We start from the raw sequence: 20,949 nt of genomic DNA on the forward strand, positions 1-20,949 counted from the left end.
ATGGACTTGAAACAACGCTTTGCCGAGGAGCTGCGCTACCTGCGCGAACTCGGCCGCGAGTTTGCCGAGGACAACCCGCAACTGGCGCAATTTCTCGGTGATCAGGCCGGCGACCCGGACGTGGAGCGGCTGCTGGAAGGCTTTGCCTTCCTCACCGCCAAGCTGGGCATGAAGATCGACGACGATTTGCCGGAGCTGACCCATCCGCTGTTGCAGATGCTTTGGCCCAATTACCTGCGGCCCCTGCCCAGCGCGACCATCATCCGTTTTACACCGTTGCCGGATGCGATCAGCCAGCGCCAGGTGATCCCAAAGGGCACGCCGGTGTTTGCCAAACCGGTGGATGGCATCTCCTGCCAGTTTCGTACCTGCACTGACGTCAACCTGTATCCATTGGCGTTGCAGGAAGTCAGCGATGCCCACAGCCGCGAGGCCTCGGTGATGCGCATCGACCTCAAGGTGTTGACCGAGCAACCGCTGACCAGCATGGCCTGCGACCAACTGGATTTTCATCTGGGTGGAGATAACGCCACCGCCATGACGTTGTACCTGTGGCTCGCCCACTACTTGGACAGCGTCACGTTACATATTGATAAGCAAAGCTATCGCCTGCCAGCCAAGGCTATCGGCTTTCCCGGTTTCACCGCCGAAGAAGCGCTGCTGCCCTACCCGCGCAATGTGTTCGATGGCTACCGGATCCTGCAGGAGTATTTTGTATTCCCGCAGCGTTTTCACTTTTTCAGCCTGACCCAGCTGGCGCGCGTCTGGCCGGAGATCAGCGCCACCAGCCTGCGCTTTGAATTTCAGTTCAGCCGGCCCATGCCGCCTGATATCCGCCTGCGCACCAGTGACCTGCACCTGTACTGCGCGCCGGCGGTCAACCTGTTCCGCCACGATGCCAACCCTATTGCACTGGATGGGCGCAGTCTGGAGCGGCGTATCAGCCCCAGCGGCAACCGCCCCGAGGCCTTCGAAATTTTCAGTGTCGATAACGTGGCCGGTTGGGATGCCGCCGACAAGGAGCGCAAAGGCGATCCGCTGCGACGCTTTACTCCATTCGAATCGTTCCAGCATGAGATCGAACACGCGCGGGGCCGCACGGCACTGTATTTCCGCACGCATATCGAAGAGTCCCACGGGCGCGAGGGCTTGCGTCATCGCATCGCTTTCGTGCGCGGCGATGAAAGCCTGTACATCGGTGAGCATGAAGCAGCGTCCATCGAATTGACCTGCAGCAACCGCGATTTGCCGCAGTTGCTGGGCGTGGGAGATGTATCGCTGTCCACCGAAGTCACGCCGTCGTTTGCCACCTACACCAACCTGATCGCACCGACCCGAAGCTACCGGCCCGTGCTGGACAGCAGCCTGCACTGGACGCTGATTTCCAACCTGTCGCTGAACTACCTGTCGTTGCTGTCGGCCGAGCCGCTCAAGGCGGTGATCCGCGCCTATGACTTCGCCGCCCTGCACGACCTGCAACAAGCCCGCGCCACCCGCAAGCGCCTCAACGGCATCCGTGATGCGGTGACCACGCCGATTGACTGGCTGATGAAGGGCCAGCCCGTGCGGGGCGTGCAGACCCGCCTGCAACTGGACCAGAACGCGTTTCTTTGCGAGGGCGAGTTGTACCTGTTCGCCAGCGTGCTTTCGCACTTCTTCGCCCTCTACGCGAGCATCAATTCCTTCCACCGCCTGGAAGTGATCAATACCACTAACAACGAGCGCTACGAATGGCCACTGTTGACCGGCAGACAACCCGTGATCTAGCCGATATGCTGCTGGCCGACGCGCGGAACTACTCGTTTCACCGTCTGCTGGAGCATCTGCACGCTTTGCACGGCGATGACCTGGAGGCGCAGCCCTTGAGTGCGGCGGCGAGACGCCGCGTGCGCCTGCAAAGCCATGCAGGGTTGGGCTTTCCGGCCTCCGATGTGGTCGAAGCGGCACGCATTGAGGAGGACCGCGAAGAAGTGCGCTATCGCTTGCAGACCAGCTTCTTTGGCCTGCACGGTACCGACTCACCGCTGCCCGGCTATTACCTGGACCGCCTGGCCTACGAGCAGGCTCAGGAGCGCGGGATTCGCCCGGCGTTCATAGACTTTTTCAATCATCGCCTGCTGACCCTGCTGCACACCAGCTGGCGCAAGTACCGCTACTACATTCGCTTTCAGGCCGAGGCCAGCGATCGCTTTTCGCGCTACGTATTTTCCATGGTTGGGCTGAACGATAACGACCTTCGCGGTGCGACACCGCTGCCGTGGGGCCGATTGCTGAGCTTTGCTGGCTTGATCGCCAGTCGCAGCCGTTCACCTTCGATAGTGTCCGGCATTGTTGAGCACAGCTTTGATCTGCACGGCGTTTATATCCGTGAGTTCGAGGTGCGCTCGGTAAATTTGCCGCAGCGTCAGCGCCTGGCGTTGGGCAAAGCCAACGGCACCCTGGGCAGCGATTTTGTGGTGGGCGACCGCAGCAAGACCCGCGCCAGCAAGTTCACCCTGGTGATTCCCAACCTGACCCAGACGCGCTTTCGGCAGTTTTTGCCCAGCGGCGAGCAGTTCGGGCGATTGCGCCAGTTGATGGATTTTCTGCTGCGCGATGCCACCGCCTACGACCTGGAACTGGGGCTGCGCGAAGAAGATGTACCGCCGTTCAACCTGCAACGCACCAGCGGTACCCACCTGGGCTGGACCAGCTTTATCGAACATCAAGAACACCGCCATCCCGCCGTGGTGCGGATTCGGGGGCGCGCATGAAGTTGACACTGGTCATCAACAATCCTGCGCAGTTGTTGCACGGGTATTTGCCTCTTCACCGGTTTGGCCCACAGGGCGGCAGCATCGGCAGTGCCGCTGTGGACTGGCGCCTGGAAGATCGCCACAACAGCGTACGCCCCAACCATTGCGATATCCGCGTCATCGAAGGGCGGTTCTGCGTGATCGACCGCAGCGGTAGAACCTACGTCAACGGTCACGAACTGCCGCTTGAGCGCCATGTTGCGATAAGCCTCAACGACGGTGATCGATTGCAGATTGGTGCGTATCAGGTTGCGGTGCAGTTGGGCGAATACGCCCCCGGACAGCATTCGCTCGATGAGCTGCTCGGCGACCACCCTGAGGGCATGCACGTATGGCACCAGGAAGACCTGCCGAGTCGGCCACCAGCGGATAAGCGACCTGCCACTTGCCCGGAGTTCGAGCGTCTTTGCCAGCCAGTGGATTTGACGGAGCAAGGCGATCCGCTGCGAGCACTGGAAGCAGCGCCGCCTTCAAAAAATCAGCCGCCTGAAGTTCGCTCGATGGTTCCAAAACCTCCCACCATTTTGTTCAGCAACCTGCGCCTGGGCACCCTGTTGCTCGCCTGCCTGGCCCTCGGCGGCTGCACCATGCTCGGCAAGATCGGCCAAGTGATCTGGACGCCCTCCATCCCGGTCGGCGGCCCCGACGATCAGCCCAGCCGCTACTCCCTGAGCCTGCACGCCAGCGACGACGTCAACCCGCGCCTGATCAGCACCGGCACGGCACTGGATGAAGACGCGAGCCGTTCGCCCTACACCCTCAACGTGCAAGCAACCAGCCCGCAGGCGCTGACGGACAAAGTACAAACCTTGCTCAGTCACCTTTACGAAAGCGTACCGGCCCAGTCGCCACTGAGCTTGGAGCCAGCCCCTGTAGTGCCCATGTCGCCTATCGAAGACGCGCTGCTGGGCGACTACGACGCTCAAGGCGTGAGCCTGACCACGCCCTGGGGCAACCCGGTATTGCAGCACGTCGCCACGCCCATCGCCTTCAAGGTCTTGCAGTTGACTGACGACTCGCTGCTGGTCAACGCCAGTCCCCAAGCCATGGCCGACGACCTGAAAAAGACCCTGGGCAGCACCTACATCCGCGCCGACGACTACCTGCTCAACCCCGGCCAATTCAAGTTCATCGACCTGCGCGCCCTGGATGAAGACACCCGCTTTATCGCAGTGATTGCCAACTACCACAGCACTGATGTCGGCCGGTGGAAACAGCGCCTGCGCGTCGAGCCCAAGGGCCGCCAATACGCCGTGCTGGTGCAGTTGGACGCCGCCCAGGTCAGCCTCAAAGGAGAAACCCGATGACGCCTTTTTCAGTCGCTTTTGCCCCGAGTAATCACCGATGAGTTCACGCAACCCCGTCATCTGGCATGAAGGTTTGTTCGTCAAACCCCAGCACTTCCAGCAACAGGCCCGCGCCGCCGAAGCCGCCGTGCACCAGCGCCTGCACAGCCTCAACGACGCGCTCTATGGCTTCAGCGAGCTGGCGTTGAACGACGAATACTTGAGCTTCGGCAAAATCGCCATTACCCGGGCACGCGGGATCATGCCCGACGGCAGCGTCTTCGACATTCCCCACGACCTGGCACCGCCCTCCCCGCTGGAGATCGCTGACAGCAGCGCGGTCGGCCAGATCGTCTACCTGGCACTGCCGTTGCGCTCCAACGGAGCCCTCGAAGTGCGCTGGCCCGACCAGTACGGCAACAGCCGCTACATCGCCCGCCGCGAGGAAATCCGCGACACCCACAGCGATGACGGCGATCAAGTCGGCATGGACCTGGCCGTGCCCAACCTGCAACTGATGCTCGAACGCAGCGACCGCAGTGCCTTTACCGGCATCGCCCTGGGCAAAATCAAGGACAAACGTCCGGACGGCAGCCTGGTAATGGACGAGCACTTCTACCCCACCAGCCTGTCCCTGCAAGCGGTGCCGGCGTTGCACCGCTACCTGGGTGAAGTGGCCGGGTTGATGCGTGAACGCGCCAAGAACCTGGCCCAGCGGATCGGCTCACCGGGGCAATCGGGGGTGGCCGATGTCACCGACTTCAACCTGCTGCAAACCCTCAATCGTTTGTTCCCGCTGTTCCAGCACCTGGCCCGGCAACGCCAGGTTCACCCGGAGCGGCTGTACATCGCGCTGGCGCAAGCCTGCGGCGAACTGGTGACCTTTACCGACGAGGGCCACCTGCCCCAGGAATACCCGGCCTACCAGCACGACAACCTGCGCGAATCCTTCCAGATGCTGGAGCACACCCTGCGCCGCGCCCTGGGCACAGTACTGCAACCACGCGCGGTGTCGCTGCCGATTGTCGAGCAGCAGTACGGCGTGCGCAGCGCCGCCTTGAACGACAAGCGCCTGCTGGACAACGCCGAATTCATCCTCGCCGTGCGCGCTGAACTGCCCGCGGAAACCCTGCGTCAGCAACTGCCGAGGCAGATCAAGATCACCTCCACCGAAGGGCTGGAGCAATTGGTCAGCCTGCAACTGCCGGGCATCCCATTGCGGCCGCTGCCGGTGGCGCCGCGCCACCTGCCGTTCCATGCCGGCTTCAGCTACTTCGAACTCGACCGCCATCACCCTGCCTGGCAAAGCCTGAGCAGCGGCAGCGGGTTCGGTTTCCATATTGCCGGTGAATTCCCGGAGCTGGAGTTGCAGTTCTGGGCGATCAGGAGTGAGAGAGATGACTAAGACCACACCAAATTCATGGCACCACGAGGAAGTCTCCGGCGCCATCGACTTTGCCGGCGAAACGATCACTGCCAACAGCCAAAGACAATTGGCCGACCCTGAATTCGACTTGCGCGGCGTAGCCTGGAACCCGCTGTGCGATGCCGCCACGCCACTGATCGGCCTGGTGATCCGCCTGCGCCGCCTGGACCAGCACGATGACGTACCTGCGCTGTACCTGAGCGTCAGCAACCAGATCACTACGATCATGGAAGAAGTCAGCCAGCTCGACTACGACGCCGGCATGCTCAAGGCCTACTCCTACAGCCTGTGCCTGTTGCTCGACGAAGTGGTCATGAGTACCACCTGGGGCCGGCTCTCCAGTTGGAGCGCACGCTCATTGCTCAGCCAGTTCCATGGCGAAACCCAGGGTGGCGAAAAATTCTTCACCGTCATGAACAACATGATCCCCGAAGCCGCCCGGTATCAGCATGTGCTGGAGTTCATGTACCAGTGTCTGATCTCCGGCCTCAAGGGCAAATACGGCGCCCATATCAAGGGCGATGACGAGATACAGAAGATCATCGACCAACTGCATGGCCTGTTGCGCCCCCTGCGCGGCGAGACACCCAAGCGCCTGACCGACCCGCTGAAAAACGTCGCGCCGCGCAACTACCGGATCAAACGCGCATGGCCGCTGTGGACGCCTTGGGCCATGGCCGCCGTCATGCTGACGGTCGCCTACACAATCTACTCCATCCGCCTGAACACCATCACCCAGCAGGTGCTGGTGTCGCTGGAGCGGGTGCTGCACCTGTAACCGATTTTCAGCGTGCTCATCCCGAGCGCCTGCAAAGCCATGGCCGTATAGGCCATAACCCGCGACCCCATGGGTCGTTCACTTGATCGCGACAAGGAGCATGTCATGCCAACACCCGCGTACATCAGCATCCACGGCAAAAACCAGGGCCACATCACTAAAGGTGCCTTCACCGCTGATTCGGTGGGCAACGTCTTTGTGGAAGGCCACGAGGACGAAATCCTCGCCCAGGAAATAGACCATCAAATCGGTGCCCCAACCGACCCGCAAAGCGGCCAACCCACCGGACAGCGCGTGCATAAACCGCTGACCTTCACCAGCGCGCTGAACAAAGCCTCGCCGCTGCTTTACCAGGCCTTGGCCACTGGCGAAATGCTGCCGACCGTTGAGGTCAGGTGGTTCCGCACCTCCACCGACGGTAAACAGGAGCACTTCTTCACCACCAAACTGGAAGAGGCCACCGTCGTCGACATCCACACCGTGTTGCCTCACGCCCAGGACAGCGAGAACGAAAACTATACCCAACTGATCAAGACCAGCCTGGCTTACCGCAAGGTCAGCTGGAGTCATGTGGTGGCCGGCACTGAAGCTTCGGACGACTGGCGCAAACCGGCAGCGGCGGGTTAAGCGCGCCCCTGCTCCTCCGCTGCTCTTCGTGCAGCGGCGGAGCCTTCACTGACTCAATGCTTATCAGGAGGTTCTATGCCTGCCGTCGTTCTGGTCGGTCACGACCATGACTGTCCTTTGTGTGGCCCCACCACGGTCGACACTGGTACTCGCAACGTAACCGTCAATGGTCGCGCCGTCGCCCGAGTTGGCGACACCCTTGGATGTGGCGCCGTGATCACCAGCGGCTCGCCCTCGATGACCGTCAACGGAAAAGCCGTGGCCCGTGTCGGCGATACCACCGACCACGATGGCGAACTCGAAAACGGTGATAGCAGTTGGTTGATCGACTGACACTCACATACTTGAAATGGAGGCCCCATGCCCCGCCAAAGCGACCTGCGTTTTACCTTTGAGCCCTTGAAGGGCGATCCATTCGAGGTGGTCTCGTTCACCCTTAACGAAGGCTTGTCCCAGCCCTTCAAACTCGAACTGGAACTGGCCAGCCACAACGCCGCTGTCGACTTCAATCGGGTGCTCGATCTGGCGGGGCTGTTCACGATCTGGCGTGGAGAAACGCCGGTACGTTACGTTCACGGCCTGGTCAGCCTGTTCACCCAGGGCGACACCGGCTTTCGCCGCACCCGCTACACCGCCGTGGTCGAACCGACTCTGAAGCGGTTCGATCTGCGCTCCAACTGGCGCATCTTCCAGGCCCAGACCGTGCCCGACATCATCACCAGCCTGCTGGCCGAGCAGAAATTGACCGACCTCCGCAGCGAAATCTGCTTCGAACACCAACCCCGCGAATACTGCGTACAGGCCGGCGAAACCGACCTCGACTTCATCGCCCGCCTCGCCGCCGAGGAAGGCCTGCTCTACACCTTCGAACACCACGCCGACGGCCACACCCTGGTCCTCACCGACCGCGTCGGTGGCCTGGGCACCATCGGCACGCACACCGACTGCCCGGTGATCTACCAGCCCATGGGTGGCGGCGATGCTACGGAACCGGCGTTGACCCGCTTCCACTACACCGAACAAGTGCGCACCGCACGCCAGGTGCAGCGCGACTACACCTTCACCCACCCGCGCTACAACCAGCAACACACCGCCACCGGCGACCAGGACCTGAACAACCAGCACAAGGACTACGAACGCTACGACTACCCCGGCCGCTACAAGCACGACATCGCCGGCAAGCCTTTCACCAAGACCCGCCTGACCGCCCTGCGCAACGACGCCAAGCTTGCGCATGTGGCCGGTGACGATGCGCGCCTGCAACCGGGGTTGGCGTTCGACCTCAACGAGCATCCCCGTGAGGATTTCAATGATCGCTGGCGCACCATTGCTGTTACCCACGAAGGCAAACAGCACAGCAGTCTGGAGGAGGAAGCATTCGGCAGCGACAGCGGCACTTCCTACAAAATGAAGGGCAGCGCGATCCACTGGATGTCCGACTGGAAAGCGCCGCTGTGCGACAAACCCTGCATCGACGGCCCGCAGATCGCCACCGTAGTCGGCCCGCCAGGGGAAGAGATCTATTGCGATGAATGGGGCCGGGTCAAGGTGCAGTTCCCGTGGGATCGCTCGGACAAAAACAACGACCAGAGTTCGTGCTGGGTTCGAGTGGCGCAAGGCTGGGCGGGCGCGACCTGGGGGGCGATGGCGATTCCTCGTGTAGGGCAGGAGCTGATCATCAGCTACCTGGATGGCGATCCCGATCAGCCTATCGCAATCGGCCGGGCTTACCACCAAACCAATCTGCCGCCGTATGAGCTGCCAAAACACAAAACACGAATGACCATCAAGAGCCGCACCCACAAGGGCTCTGGCTTCAACGAACTGCGCTTTGAGGATGAGTTGGGCCACCAGGAAGTGTTCATCCATGCCGAGAAAGACAAGAACGTTCATATCAAGCATGACAACACAATATTTGTGGGAAATGACCGCAAAGAAGAGGTAGGCAACGATGAACAGATCACTATCGGGAACGACCAGTCCCATGTGATCGGCCGGGACCACACGCTCTCGTCCGGACGTGATCATGAAACAACTGTCGGTCGAGATCGCAGTGAGCGGGTCGGCAATAACCGCTACGACACCACAACGGCCAACCACCAAAGCGAAGTGGGCGGTCACTGCCAGCAAACGATCTCAGGGCAACATCGTCTGACTGCCGGCCAAGGCATGCACCACACCACCACGGTCTATCAACTGCAAGCCAGTGAGCGTGTGGTCTTCCAGAGCCCCGGCGGCAGCCTCACGCTGGATGCGTATGGCATCCACCTCAATGGCATAGCGATAACCCTACGGGGTCCGGTGACTTCCACGGCCCCAGGCACCGGCCAAGCCCTGACCTTGCAATTGCAACCCGAGTCAGGGCAGACCTGCGTGGAGAAAAACCGATGACCCCGGCTAGCGTCCAGGCGTTCGTGGCCGAACAGCACGCACCCGATGCTACGCTTTACGTGTTACTCGACCTCTTGGCCGACTGCGCCGCAGATGATCCGTTACATATCGAGGCATTGCGTCAAACGCTTGGCAATGACGCCGTCATGCCTCTGCATCGGCCCGATCTAATCCATACGCCATCGGCCTGCCCAGTGCTGGTGGCCCTCGCCACGCCCGGGACCTCACCGTCGCAAGAACTATTGACGCTATCCGCCTTACGCGCTCATGAAGATCTGGACCGTTACAAACGTTACGTGTGCGGCTGGCTCAGTAGCAGCGCTCCATCCCGAGACCTAAGTGCCCACATCGTGTTGCTCGGACAACTTCCCGTGGAGCAGGGCCGAGCGTTTTTTCCGGTCCATGAGCCCCTTCGCCTGGAGTTGCTGGCTGGCACCTTCCGTAGCAATGAGGGGCCTTGGTGGCCGATCCGTCACTGGCTGGTGCCCACCAGCAGCGGTACCGGCAGCGTTTTGGTGGGCAAACCCGAACATAGCACCGCCATGGGTATCTGCACGGCGGCCGTGCAGTTGGACGCCCTCATGGTGTCCTCCTTACTGAATAGTTGGCGACGCGCCCTTCGCTTGCCGCTGGCGTATGCCCCCGCCCGCTGGAACGGCCCTGCTGCACTCCCGCCCCAAGCGGCGGCACAGGCCTATATCCAGATCCAGCAAGCCCGCCAGCTTGGGCTTAGCCACCAGGACGACATCCTTACATTAGCCTTGCATCGCCTGATGCTGCATCCGCACCTGCACCAGCACACCGGCGTTCGAGCGTTGATTGAGCAAGCGGTCCAAGGGCAAGCGCCGCTTAGCCAATTGCTGGCCCCCTACAACGACAACGCCTGGCAGCGGGCCGTGTCGGATCTGACCCATGCCGGAGCACTTCAATGACCTTGGGCACTCAACTGAGCATCGCCATAGCCGAAACCGCCGTTTCAAACGATCAATGTAAGGCCTGTCAACGTAAAGGGCTGCCCATCCTGCCATTGCGCCACGCCCTGGTGCCGCGCTCACCGAATGAGCCGGTGCGGCCGGATACCGTGCACATTGATACGCGCCTGGGCTTACGCACGTTGCGCGCCGGCTACCTGTATGTATTGTTGGATCGCAAAATCTGGCAGGCCTATCAGGTCAGCCCGGACGGGTATCTACGTCAATTCAACCCCTACGCACCACCGCCTGCCAACGAGACCCCGCTGTCCGATGCTTGCGTCGCGGCCAACCACGACTGCCCCGCATCGTTCCTCAACATCGACACCGACAAACATACCCAAGCGTGGCTGGCCTTTGCCAATGACCCGTGGCCCGCCAGTGTGCTGGACGCCTACAAGGACGGTCAGGCTTCAGAGCGATTCCAAACACTCGACCTCGCCAGCGCACGCGACAACCCTGCCAGCGTTGGCCTGGCCATGACGGATGAAAATCTGCGGGTAGACAAGCAGGTCTACGAATATCAGCAACACCCGACGAGCCCATTGCCCCTTTCTACCGAAACCGACTGGCGCTTTTATGAGCATCCGCCGCAAGAGGTAGCGCCAAGATTCGACAGCGTGCATGGTTTCCATAGCCGTACCCATCGCCTGAGCGCGCTGAAGGGCTTCCTGCGCAGCGCCATCCCACAGCATAAGCTCCAACACGGCGTCCTTGCGTTTGTACTGGATGACATTATTGGTCTGGTGCAGGAACTCAACGACACCCGCAACCGCTGGGTCCAGCAGCGACAGGCCTGGATAAACGACCCGGACCGGGCTTATCGTTACCAGACCTCTCAGTTACTGCTGGCCATTCGCGAAGTCCATCGCGAACAGGCAGAAGGCCAGACGCCCCTACCGGCGTCTGTCGAGCCCATGACCGGTGATGGCCCACCGGTATTTTCCAGCCCTGAGCAGCAACGCGAGCGGATCGTCCAGAAGCGCACACTCGCCAACAACCAGAAACTGGAAGAGCGCTACGATGAACAGAGCCGTGCCCTGTTTCACCAACTGTATGAGGAGGAATGGGCCAATTATCAGCGTTACATCGACCAGAGCGCACACGCCTATGCGGCAGCGTGTCGCTCCAGTCTGTTTGCATGTGTCGAGCAAAATGACTACGACGGTAATGACCGCCCATCAGGGCGGGCCTACAGCCAGACCATGGCGCTGTGCCTGGAAGGTGGTATCAGTGAAGCGCCCGCGACTCTAGATGACGGCCATACCGCCTCCCTGTGGAGTGAATGGCTGAACGACCCACAGAGCCCGATCTACCGCGCCCTTCTCTTGCGTGACAAAGGCTTGCTGGCCGATCTGTTGCCCAGTTTCAATGCCACAGGTGATAGCGACTGGAACGACAGCGAAAAGCTCTACTCCACCATTACCAAGCTCATCGCCAACGACGACTTCAAGAAGCATGTCCGCCCCCGTCTACAGCATGCCATGGCGCAGCTTCTCGGTGCCCTCAACGCCGCTGCCGCCCGCTTGCAACCGTCGCTCGGCCCTGGCGTGGGCCGGGCGGTTTCGCGCATCAACAGTGCCAGCCAACTGCTCTACAACGGCATTCATCTGACCGAACTCAAGATAAAGATGAAGCTCGGTGAATACTACGCCCTGCAATGCGAGCACCTGCGCAACCTGCAACGCAAAGCCGCTGATGCCATCGACCGCACCTGGGAAGGCCTCAAGGACGAGTTGGGCAAAACCGACGATGAGGCCCGCAAGGCGCGCAAGCAAGTGCGCCCGCTGATTCAGGGCGGCCTGCTCAGCCTGGCGGTGCTGGACCCGAAAATAGCCAACCTCAGCGTGACCCTCAGCGTTTGGGTGGAAGGCCAGGTCACCCAACTGCAGGACAGCCTGATGCGCCAGGCCAACCTCGGCGTGGATCAGCTAGGCAAAGGTGCCCACGCTGCGCTAGTCGAAATCGCTGCTGGGGTTGGCACCCTGGACCCGCAGGCGCGCAAGGTGCTGCAGGGGGTCAAGGTGTCCTCGTACCTGGCGGCTGGATGGGTTCGCAGCGGCTTTACCGGGTTGCGTGGCGTGGTCGGCAGTAGCGAGTTTTTGATGGCGATGGGCGGGATGTACCTGCTTAGTGACTCGCTGAACAAAAGTCTCAAGGAAGCGGAGAAAGCCATGGGCGAAAAGGCCGTTGAGGCCAGGTTGGCGTTGTATGGAAGTAGTTTGGGGGTGTTGGGTGGAGGGGTGGAAATCGTAGGCATCGCCTTGGAAAAAGGGGCGGTGCAGATGCAGAAGGCGGGCAGCTTGTCTACCCAGGCGATGACTGCCGCAAAAGCGACTGCACGCGTAGGCAACGTATTTGTACGGGTCGGGGGGAGTATTGGTGCTGTGGCGGGATTGTACGATGCGACGCGGGCGGGGTTTGCTTTTAATCGCACTCGGAACGAAGGGGATACTCCAGCAGCAACAGCCTATTTCCTGTCTGCCATTGCCTCTGGTCTGGGAGCGGGGGCCAGCATTTGGGCAGCAGCCGCAGGTACCAGCACACTACTTGGTCCATTGGGTATAGCCATACTTCTCGGCCTAGTAGGATACGGTTTGTACAAATGGGCCGAGGGAGAAGAATCAACACCACTCGACCGCTGGGCGCGCCGTTGTTTTTTTGGTTTGCACAACGAAGTTCCCCCCATTCATTGGAACAAACCTGAACACGCCCACATCGCAATCGCCGAACTCAATGCCGCGACCATAGGTGTTGAAGCAGGAATCAATTTTCGCTTACGAATCGTCGATAGCGGCTCACATGGCTGGGGCGGCCCCATGGGTAGCGTAGGCGCGCAGGTCCATGAACAGCACCTTGAATATCACCTGATTCTGCCGCTCTTCGACGCCAACCGGTCGGCCTATCGCTGGTCGCTAACGGTTCATCGTCACGGCGATGGCTCGGCCAACCAGTACACCGGCGGCGAAGTGCTGGCCGAAGGCGAGCTGAATCCCCCCACCCTGGCAACCGCCGCCAGCGAACGCCGAGCAGCGCTGGCTGTGCCCAAACGCCCGAACAAGCCAGATTACCGGGCCGACAGCACCCTGCCCACGCAGGAAGTTCGCACCGTCTCGTTGCCCGATAACCGTACCTCGCAGGTCAACGACATCAAAGGCGCGGTTGTACTGTTGCCCGACCGCCGCCGGCACAACATTGAAGCGGCGACCTTGTCGGTAACCTACTGGCCCGATTGCGACATTCACGATGCCTACGCCGAGCTCATCTTGATGGATAGCTTGTAAACCACAGCCTTGGGTGAACTTGGCATGGGCATTTGCCTACTTTTCCCATGGCGACCATCGCTGCTCGTCATCAACAGTGTGCCTGCCTGCTGGTTATCTGCTGCCTGATCGACAAGCCAAAGGTCACACACAGCTCTTACCCCGAACTGGAACTTTCCATCATGTTATTTACAGCACCGTTACTCGACAAACCTGCTCCTGGCTGGACGCGCGACCTGCCGGGGCCAAACGAACAACCGTTAAGTGAACCATACCCTCCTGTACTCTCAAACCCACCCAATCACGTTGATGATGTATGCCTTGAACTAGCACGCGCCACAGTGCGATCTCGCGGAGTGGGTATTTGGATAGCACTTTTTATGTTTCTGCTGTCCATGGCTATACCTGTCGGTTTGATTAGCTATGTTGTCGCGGAGCAATATCTCCCTCCCTTTGTGCTGAGTTTTCTCAGCCTCATCTTATGTACTACTGGCATATGGCTAGGCATTTATATCTGGCGAATGGACATTACCCCTCCCCTGGACGAACCCATCCGCTTCAACCGCTTTCGACGCAAAGTCTATGTCTACCGCTTTTACCGTGATGGACTCAGGCCCTTCAGCCGCACCGCCTGGGGCGTACGAACCGAAGTCTATGACTGGGACAATCTGCGCGCCGAAGCTTGCAGCGTATATGGCCCCATGGGCAGCGGCGGCCTCATCGAAACTGTGACCTTGGCCGTTGTAAAAACCGGTACAAACCAAGTCATTGACCGCTTTCATTTCGCCCACGAAATCCAGCAAGGCGAAATGTACTGGGCCATGGCTCAACTGTTCATGCAACAGGGCCCGCAAGCCCTGCCCACCTTCCCCCACCAGCCCCGGGACTGGAACAACGAAGACGTGACTTTCAATCTCGCGCGTCGCTTGGCCCCCAAAGTGCGATGGCCAGCCGAAATAGACCTGGAGTCACGCAGCGCGCCCTGAATAAAAGCCATCAACCAAAGCAGCCTTAATACGACGACCGGCTAAAGATACAAGCGGCGATCACCCCGAACTGGAACTGCTCATCATGGTATTTAAAACACCTTTACTCGACAAACCTGCTCCTGGCTGGAAGCACGATCTGCCGGGACCAAACGACTCGCCCTCCAATGAACCGTATCCTCCCGTACTATCGAATCCGCCCAATCATGTTGACGATGTGTATCTCGAACTGGCGCGCGCCACGATGAGAGTTCGTGGAGTTGGTGTTTGGATGGTTCCTTTCATCTTTCTATTGTCTCTAGGATTTCCGGCTACGCTGGTTGCTTTTGCAGTTAAAGAGCATAGTGCCCCCCCTACCTCTCTCGTTTTAGTAGCATTTTTTGGACTCATCACAGCTTTGTGGCTAGGGATTTACTTCTGGCGAATGGACGTTGCCCCTCCCCGTGACGAACCCATCCGCTTCAACCGTTTCCGACGCAAAGTCTATATATACCGCTTTTACCGCGACGGCCTCAGACCCTTCAGCCGCACCGCTTGGGGCGTTCGGGCCGAAGTCTATGACTGGGATAACCTGCGTGCCGAAGCCAGCAGCGTGTACGGCCCCATGGGCAGTGGCGGCCTCATCGAAACCGTCACCCTTGCCGTGGTGAAACCTGGCACCCATCAGGTAATAGAACGTTTTCATTTCGCCCACGAAATTCAACAAGGCGAAATGTACTGGGCCATGGCCCAACTGTTCATGCAACAAGGCCCGCAAGCCCTGCCCACTTTCCCCCGCCCACCTCGTGACTGGAACAATGAAGACGTGACCTTCAATCTCGCGCGTCGCTTGGCCCCCAAAGTGCGATGGCCAGCCGAAATAGACCTCGAGTCACGCAGCGCGCCCTGAATACAAGCCATCAACTGAAGCAGCCTATATCCCTCATGACCTGGCGCCGCCCTACTCGCTGGAAATCGTCGACAGCAGCGCGGTCGGCCAAATCGCGTATATCAGCATCCACGGCAAAGAGCACTGCCCGGTGATCTACCAGCCCATGGGCGGCGACGATGCTACGGAGCCGGCACTGACCCGCTTCCACTACACCGAACAAGTGCGCACCGCACGCCAGGTGCAGCGTGACTACACCTTCACGCACCCGCGCTACAACCAGCAGCACACCGCCACCGGCGACCAGGACCTGAACAACCAGCACAAGGACTACGAACGCTACGACTATCCGGGACGCTACAAACGCGACATCGCCGGCAAGCCTTTCACCAAGACCCGCCTGACCGCCCTGCGCAACGACGCCAAGCTTGCGCATGTGGCCGGTGACGATGCGCGCCTGCAACCGGGGTTGGCGTTCGACCTCAACGAGCATCCCCGTGAGGATTTCAATGATCGCTGGCGCACCATTGCTGTTACCCACGAAGGCAAACAGCACAGCAGTCTGGAGGAGGAAGCATTCGGCAGCGACAGCGGCACTTCCTACAAAATGAAGGCCAGCGCGATCCACTGGATGTCCGACTGGAAAGCGCCGCTGTGCGACAAACCCTGCATCGACGGCCCGCAGATCGCCACCGTAGTCGGCCCGCCAGGGGAAGAGATCTATTGCGATGAATGGGGCCGGGTCAAGGTGCAGTTCCCGTGGGATCGCTCGGACAAAAACAACGACCAGAGTTCGTGCTGGATTCGTGTGGCTCAGGGCTGGGCCGGCGCGACCTGGGGCGCCATGGCTGTACCGCGTGTAGGTCAGGAGCTGGTGATCAGCTACCTAAGTGGTGATCCTGACCAGCCCATCGCCACCGGCCGCACCTACCGCGAAACTAACCTGCCGCCGTATGAGCTGCCCAAGCACAAAACGCGGATGACCATCAAGAGCCGGACCCATAAGGGCGAAGGTTTCAACGAGCTGCGTTTTGAGGATGAGCTGGGGCAGGAAGAGGTGTACATCCATGCCGAAAAGGACAAGAACGAACACATCAAGCACGACAACAGTATCTTCGTCGGCAATGACCGAAAAGAAGAAGTCGGTAACGACGAGCACGTATCGATCGGTAACAACCAGTCCCATGCTATCGGCCAGGATCGCAGCGTTACCGTGGGCCGGGATCATAAAGCCAGTGTGGAGCGTGACCGCTGGGAGCGCGTGGGCAATGATCGCTACGATTCCACAATCGCCAACCACCGAAGCGAAGTCGGTGGTCACAGCGAACACACTATCAAGGGGCAACATAGCCTGACTGCAGGTCAGGGCATTCAGCTCTCTACCACCCTTTATAACTTGCAAGCCAGTGAACGGATCGTCTTTCAAGGTCCTGGGGGGAGCATTACTCTCGATGCTTTTGGCATTCACCTCAACGCCGTTGCCATAACCGTCAAAGGCCCAGTTACGGCAACAGCGCCGGGCAACGGTCAGCCATTTTCCCTGCAGCTGGCACCCGAGTCGGGGCAGACTTGTGTGGAGAAAAACAAATGACTCCAACTATCGTTCAGACCTTTGCATCCGAGCAGCATTCGCCCAGTGCATCGCTGTATCTGTTACTTGATCCATTGGCTGATTGCGCCGAAGGCGATCCTTTGCACCTTGAAGCACTGCGCCATACTTTGGGCGACGATGCGCTCACAAGACTACGCCGCCCCGATCTGGATCACACGCCACATGCTTGTCCAGTGCTAGTGACTCTCGCCACCGCGGCCATCAAACCCTCAGAGTATTTACTGTCATTATCGGCACTGCGTGCCAAGGAGGATGAAAATCGTTCAAGACGCTACGTATGCGGCTGGCTCAGTAGTACAGCAATAGCAGCAACCGTCAGTACTAACCTGATAGAGCTCGGACAGTTGCCACTGCCAGCAGGAACGCAGTTTTTCCCAGTGTATGAACCGCTGCGCCTAGAGCTGTTAGCCGCTACTTTGAAGCACGGTGAGATGGGCAGTTGGTGGCCAATTCATCACTGGCTCTTTCCTACTAGCAGTGGAGCCAGCAGCCTTTTGGTGGGCCAGCCTGATACGGGTATTGCCTTTGGGCTACGCGCAACCGCTGTGCAGCAGGATGCAGCACTGGTGTCCTCGTTGCTCAACACTTGGCGCCACGCCCGCCGCCTCCCCCTGACTTACGCCCCCGCCCGTTGGCGTGGGCCTACACTTCTCCCTCCCCAAGCCGCTGCCCAAGCTTATAAGCAGATACTTCAAGCCCGCCAGATGGGACTAGTCGATCAAAAAGACATCGTGACCTTGGCATTACACACATTGATGCTGCACTCGCGGTTGCATGAGCACATCGACGTGCGCAGGCTGATCGAAAAAACAGTCAGAAATGAAATGTCACTCACGGCGCAATTTAAAGCCTTAAATGACCAATATTGGCAAAGGATAGTGTCGGATTTGACCCTTGCAGGAGCACACCCATGACCCTAAGCTCACAGCTTGGCGGTGCCGTCGCTGAAACATGCCTTCCAATGGATCAGTGCAATGCCTGCACACGCCAGGGCTTGCCAATTCTTCCGCTGCGTCAGGCACTGGTGCCCCGATCTTCAGAAGAGTCTGGTGCGTTGTCCAACACGCGTAAGGGGCTGCGCACATTACGCGCTGGCTACCTGTACGTATTACTCGACCAGCAGACGTGGCAAGCCTATCAGGTGACACCGGATGGCTATCTGCGTCAATTCAACCCCTATGCACCACCAGCGGCCAATGAAACCCTGTTGTGCGATGCCTGTACCTCGGCTAACCATGATGCTCCGGCTTCCTTTCTCAATATCGACACCCGTAAGTACACCAATGCATGTCTGGCATTTGCCAGTGATCCCTGGCCTCGTAGCGTTCTGGATGCCTACAAAGACAACATCGCTCCGGAACGCTTCCGCAATCTTGACCTGCGGACTGCCCGAGATAACCCCGACCTCATAGAGGATGCACTGGTAATGACGGCCGAAAGTCCTCGTGTAGACCAAGAGGTGCATGAATACCAGCGTCAACAGGCCGTCGGAGGCCTGGACAAGGTGCATGGTTTTCATAGCCGCTTTACACGCGTGAGAACACTGAAGGATTTCCTACGCAATACAGTTGACCAGCAGGCACTCAATCAAGGCGTGCTCGCCTTGGTGCTAGACGATACCGTGGGCCTAGTTCAACAGTATAACTACATGCGCAACGGATGGATTGAGGCCCGTCAGCGGCACATTGAAGAACCAATGAGAGCCTATAAACACCAAACGTCAGACCTGCTTATCGCCATTCGCAACATGCACCCCATTTGGGCCGAGCAGCAAACCGCCTCATTCGAACCCATGACCGGTGATGGTCCACCCATCTTTGGTATTCCCGAGGTCGAGCGTCAGCACGCTATCCAACAAAAAATCCGGAATTACGACGCGTCGCTGGAAAAACGCTACAGCGAAGCCGATCGCGCCTCGTTTGAAAAAAACGATCACCGAGAATTGGAAAACTACCAACACTATATCGACTGGTGTGGAAAACTCTATGCAGAGCTCTGCCGTAGCGCGCAGTTCAAGCGCATCGAGCAGCATGACTATGACGGAGCCGACTTCACTTCAGGGTTGGCTTATAGCCAAACCATGACACTATGTCTGCGCGGAGGTGTCAGTGAAGCGCCACCCTTAACTGGCGAACGTCTGGATGGAAAGGCATCCTCCCCGGATAACGGCCCCACGGCCCTGCTGTGGGTTGAGTGGCTGAACGATCCGGAAAGTCCGGTCTATCGTGCTGTATTGATGCGGGACAAATCCCTACTGGCAGGTTTGTTACCCAGTTTCAGTACGACCGACGAAATCGACTGGAACGACAGCGAAAAACTATATTCGGCAGTGACCAAAGCCCTGACCAGCGAAGAGTCCAGTCGCTATGTCCAACCTTACCTCCAAGCGGGGACAGCCCAACTCCTTGGTGCGCTCAACGCCGCCAGTGCCCGGCTCCAACCGCTACTAGGGCCCGGTGTCGCGCGCGCGGTATCTCGACTCAACAGCGCGAGCCAACTGTTGTACAACGGGATTCACCTCACCGAACTTAAGATCCAAATGAAGCTCAGCGAGTACTACGCCCTGCAATGTGAACAGTTGCGCAATCTGCAAAGTCGGGCATCTGAGGCTATTCGTCGAAGCGGAAAAGACGTCAAGGCCGCCATGGGTAAGGTGAACCATGAGGCCCAGAAGGTACACAGAAAGGTTGTCCCGCTGATCCGGACCGGTCTTCTCAGCTTGGCCGTGCTGGACCCCAAGGTAGCCAATCAATTGATCACCATCTCGGTTTGGGTGGAAGGCGAGGTCGACAAGCTTCGGCAAGATCTGATGCGCAAGGCTGAACTAGGTGTCGACCGGGTGGGTTCCAGCGCGCACCATCTGCTGCAGGAGATCACGATAGGCGTCGGCAGCTTGGACCCGAGAGCCCGCACAACTCTACGCGGCCTCATGGTGTCCGCAGAGGGGACAGCCAACTGGGTGCGCACCGGGTTTACCGGCCTGCAGGGAGTCGCGGGCAGCGGCCAGCTGCTGTTGGCGCTGGGCGGATTCTACCTTCTCAACGACTCGATGAAAAAGAATTTTGAGGAGGTGGAGCGAGCATTGGGCGACAAAGCGCCGGAAGCCAAGCTGGCGCTGTATGGTGCCACCCTCGGGGGGCTGGCCGGCGGTGTGGAAGTCGTAGGGATCGCGCTAGAAGCCGGAGCTGGGAGAGTTCAGCAGATGGGGGGGCTGTCTACTCGGGCAGCAGCCTCCGCCAACGCTTCATTTCGCGCAGGCCAAATGCTCGCCAGAGCGGGGGCGGTCGTTGGTGCGGTGACTGGGTTGTTTGATGCGACTCAGGCCGGAATGGCGGCTACACGGACTTCGAAAAGTGGTGATCAATCAGCGGCAAGCCTTTACAAACTATCGGCGGCATTTTACGGAGCTGGCGCCATTGTTGGCATTACTGCTGCCGTCTATGGCGCGACAGCTCTCATGGGCCCAATGGGCATCGCTATCCTGCTGGGCATGGCAGGATATGGTTTTTACCAATGGGCCAGGAGTGAAGAATCCACGCCACTTGAAAGATGGGCCAGGCGTTGCGTCTTCGGTTTCGCCGACGAAACGCCCAAGGTTCACTGGAATCAGCCCGAGCATGCCCCGGTTGCCATCGCCGAGCTCAACGCCGCTACCTTCGGCGTCGAGGCCGACGTGCGCTTTCGTCTGCGTTTGACCGCCGGTCAGAGCTACCACCGGGGAGGCTCGACTGGCGGCGCCGGGACCCTCGCACAGGAGGCGAGGCTGGAGTACCGCTTGGTTTTACCTTGCTTTCATCCGGAACGCTCAGACTATCAATGTGTAGTGGTCTAATGAAACCGGACACCCATTTAGGCGAGAATGCTCGCCAGAACGAGGTGTCAGATGACCAAACAACGCCGTACCTTTTCCCCTGAATTCAAACGCGAGGCTGCCGACCTCGTTCTC

Annotated in this window: 14 protein-coding genes and 1 pseudogene; all 15 read left to right on the forward strand. The window is 59.4% G+C overall.

All coding sequences use genetic code 11. From position 1 onward, the window contains the following. The 15 genes and pseudogenes from tssF (at position 1) to INT12_RS15125 (ending at position 20,835) form a co-directional block, all read left to right on the forward strand. Positions 1-1,767: a type VI secretion system baseplate subunit TssF gene (gene tssF / locus INT12_RS15055; RefSeq protein ID WP_193040499.1), complete on the forward strand. Its 1,767-nt coding sequence runs from the start codon at positions 1-3 to the stop codon at positions 1,765-1,767. Further along, on the forward strand, positions 1,731-2,753 hold the full coding sequence (gene tssG / locus INT12_RS15060) for a type VI secretion system baseplate subunit TssG (protein WP_026140155.1): 1,023 nt from the start codon (positions 1,731-1,733) through the stop codon (positions 2,751-2,753). The genes tssF and tssG overlap by 37 nt, the downstream gene beginning before the upstream one ends. Continuing rightward, positions 2,750-4,102, forward strand: a complete 1,353-nt coding sequence (gene tssJ / locus INT12_RS15065) for a type VI secretion system lipoprotein TssJ (protein ID WP_193040498.1) — start codon at positions 2,750-2,752, stop codon at positions 4,100-4,102. The genes tssG and tssJ overlap by 4 nt, the downstream gene beginning before the upstream one ends. A gap of 37 nt (positions 4,103-4,139) precedes the next feature. Continuing rightward, positions 4,140-5,486, forward strand: coding sequence for a type VI secretion system baseplate subunit TssK (tssK, locus tag INT12_RS15070; protein ID WP_017847987.1), 1,347 nt, complete (start codon positions 4,140-4,142; stop codon positions 5,484-5,486). After that, positions 5,479-6,285, forward strand: coding sequence for a type IVB secretion system protein IcmH/DotU (gene icmH / locus INT12_RS15075; protein WP_046483834.1), 807 nt, complete (start codon positions 5,479-5,481; stop codon positions 6,283-6,285). Before tssK ends, icmH begins: the two co-directional genes overlap by 8 nt. Before the next feature lie 105 nt (positions 6,286-6,390). After that, positions 6,391-6,912: an Hcp family type VI secretion system effector gene (locus INT12_RS15080; RefSeq protein WP_017847989.1), complete on the forward strand. Its 522-nt coding sequence runs from the start codon at positions 6,391-6,393 to the stop codon at positions 6,910-6,912. Positions 6,913-6,987: 75 nt separating this feature from the next. Continuing rightward, the gene (locus INT12_RS15085; RefSeq protein ID WP_193040497.1) at positions 6,988-7,245 is read left to right on the forward strand and encodes a PAAR domain-containing protein; all 258 of its coding nucleotides are present in this window, start codon (positions 6,988-6,990) and stop codon (positions 7,243-7,245) included. 27 nt (positions 7,246-7,272) lie between these two features. Then, positions 7,273-9,303: a type VI secretion system Vgr family protein gene (locus INT12_RS15090; RefSeq protein WP_193040496.1), complete on the forward strand. Its 2,031-nt coding sequence runs from the start codon at positions 7,273-7,275 to the stop codon at positions 9,301-9,303. A 350-nt stretch (positions 9,304-9,653) separates the two neighbouring features. Next, positions 9,654-10,235 (forward strand): hypothetical protein, encoded by a 582-nt coding sequence (locus tag INT12_RS15095; RefSeq protein ID WP_126587393.1) that lies wholly within the window; start codon positions 9,654-9,656, stop codon positions 10,233-10,235. After that, entirely contained in the window at positions 10,232-13,558 is a 3,327-nt protein-coding gene (locus tag INT12_RS15100; protein ID WP_193040495.1) for a T6SS effector BTH_I2691 family protein, read from the forward strand. The genes INT12_RS15095 and INT12_RS15100 overlap by 4 nt, the downstream gene beginning before the upstream one ends. Positions 13,559-13,590: 32 nt before the next feature. Beyond that, complete coding sequence (locus INT12_RS31290; protein ID WP_226926204.1) at positions 13,591-14,523, forward strand: DUF6708 domain-containing protein; 933 nt, start codon at positions 13,591-13,593, stop codon at positions 14,521-14,523. A gap of 85 nt (positions 14,524-14,608) precedes the next feature. Beyond that, complete coding sequence (locus INT12_RS31770; protein ID WP_319017453.1) at positions 14,609-15,412, forward strand: DUF6708 domain-containing protein; 804 nt, start codon at positions 14,609-14,611, stop codon at positions 15,410-15,412. A 118-nt stretch (positions 15,413-15,530) separates the two neighbouring features. Beyond that, positions 15,531-16,982, forward strand: a pseudogene (locus INT12_RS15115) (type VI secretion system Vgr family protein); the annotation flags it as partial. Continuing rightward, positions 16,979-17,917 (forward strand): hypothetical protein, encoded by a 939-nt coding sequence (locus INT12_RS15120; protein ID WP_193058901.1) that lies wholly within the window; start codon positions 16,979-16,981, stop codon positions 17,915-17,917. The pseudogene INT12_RS15115 and the gene INT12_RS15120, both read left to right, overlap by 4 nt. After that, entirely contained in the window at positions 17,914-20,835 is a 2,922-nt protein-coding gene (locus INT12_RS15125) for a T6SS effector BTH_I2691 family protein (RefSeq protein WP_193058902.1), read from the forward strand. Before INT12_RS15120 ends, INT12_RS15125 begins: the two co-directional genes overlap by 4 nt. Positions 20,836-20,949 lie beyond the last annotated feature (114 nt).

The organism is Pseudomonas sp. K8 (assembly GCF_014889455.1).
Classification (GTDB): Bacteria; Pseudomonadota; Gammaproteobacteria; order Pseudomonadales; family Pseudomonadaceae; genus Aquipseudomonas; species Aquipseudomonas veronii.

Excerpts from the sequence above, each read along its gene's own strand:
- INT12_RS15120 (WP_193058901.1), top strand. The coding sequence starts at position 16,979 with ATGACTCCAACTATCGTTCAGACCTTTGCATCCGAGCAGCATTCGCCC.
- tssK (WP_017847987.1), top strand. The coding sequence starts at position 4,140 with ATGAGTTCACGCAACCCCGTCATCTGGCATGAAGGTTTGTTCGTCAAA.
- INT12_RS15090 (WP_193040496.1), top strand. The coding sequence starts at position 7,273 with ATGCCCCGCCAAAGCGACCTGCGTTTTACCTTTGAGCCCTTGAAGGGC.
- INT12_RS15100 (WP_193040495.1), top strand. The coding sequence starts at position 10,232 with ATGACCTTGGGCACTCAACTGAGCATCGCCATAGCCGAAACCGCCGTT.
- INT12_RS15125 (WP_193058902.1), top strand. The coding sequence starts at position 17,914 with ATGACCCTAAGCTCACAGCTTGGCGGTGCCGTCGCTGAAACATGCCTT.
- INT12_RS15085 (WP_193040497.1), top strand. The coding sequence starts at position 6,988 with ATGCCTGCCGTCGTTCTGGTCGGTCACGACCATGACTGTCCTTTGTGT.
- icmH (WP_046483834.1), top strand. The coding sequence starts at position 5,479 with ATGACTAAGACCACACCAAATTCATGGCACCACGAGGAAGTCTCCGGC.
- tssF (WP_193040499.1), top strand. The coding sequence starts at position 1 with ATGGACTTGAAACAACGCTTTGCCGAGGAGCTGCGCTACCTGCGCGAA.
- tssG (WP_026140155.1), top strand. The coding sequence starts at position 1,731 with ATGGCCACTGTTGACCGGCAGACAACCCGTGATCTAGCCGATATGCTG.
- tssJ (WP_193040498.1), top strand. The coding sequence starts at position 2,750 with ATGAAGTTGACACTGGTCATCAACAATCCTGCGCAGTTGTTGCACGGG.
- INT12_RS15080 (WP_017847989.1), top strand. The coding sequence starts at position 6,391 with ATGCCAACACCCGCGTACATCAGCATCCACGGCAAAAACCAGGGCCAC.
- INT12_RS31770 (WP_319017453.1), top strand. The coding sequence starts at position 14,609 with ATGGTATTTAAAACACCTTTACTCGACAAACCTGCTCCTGGCTGGAAG.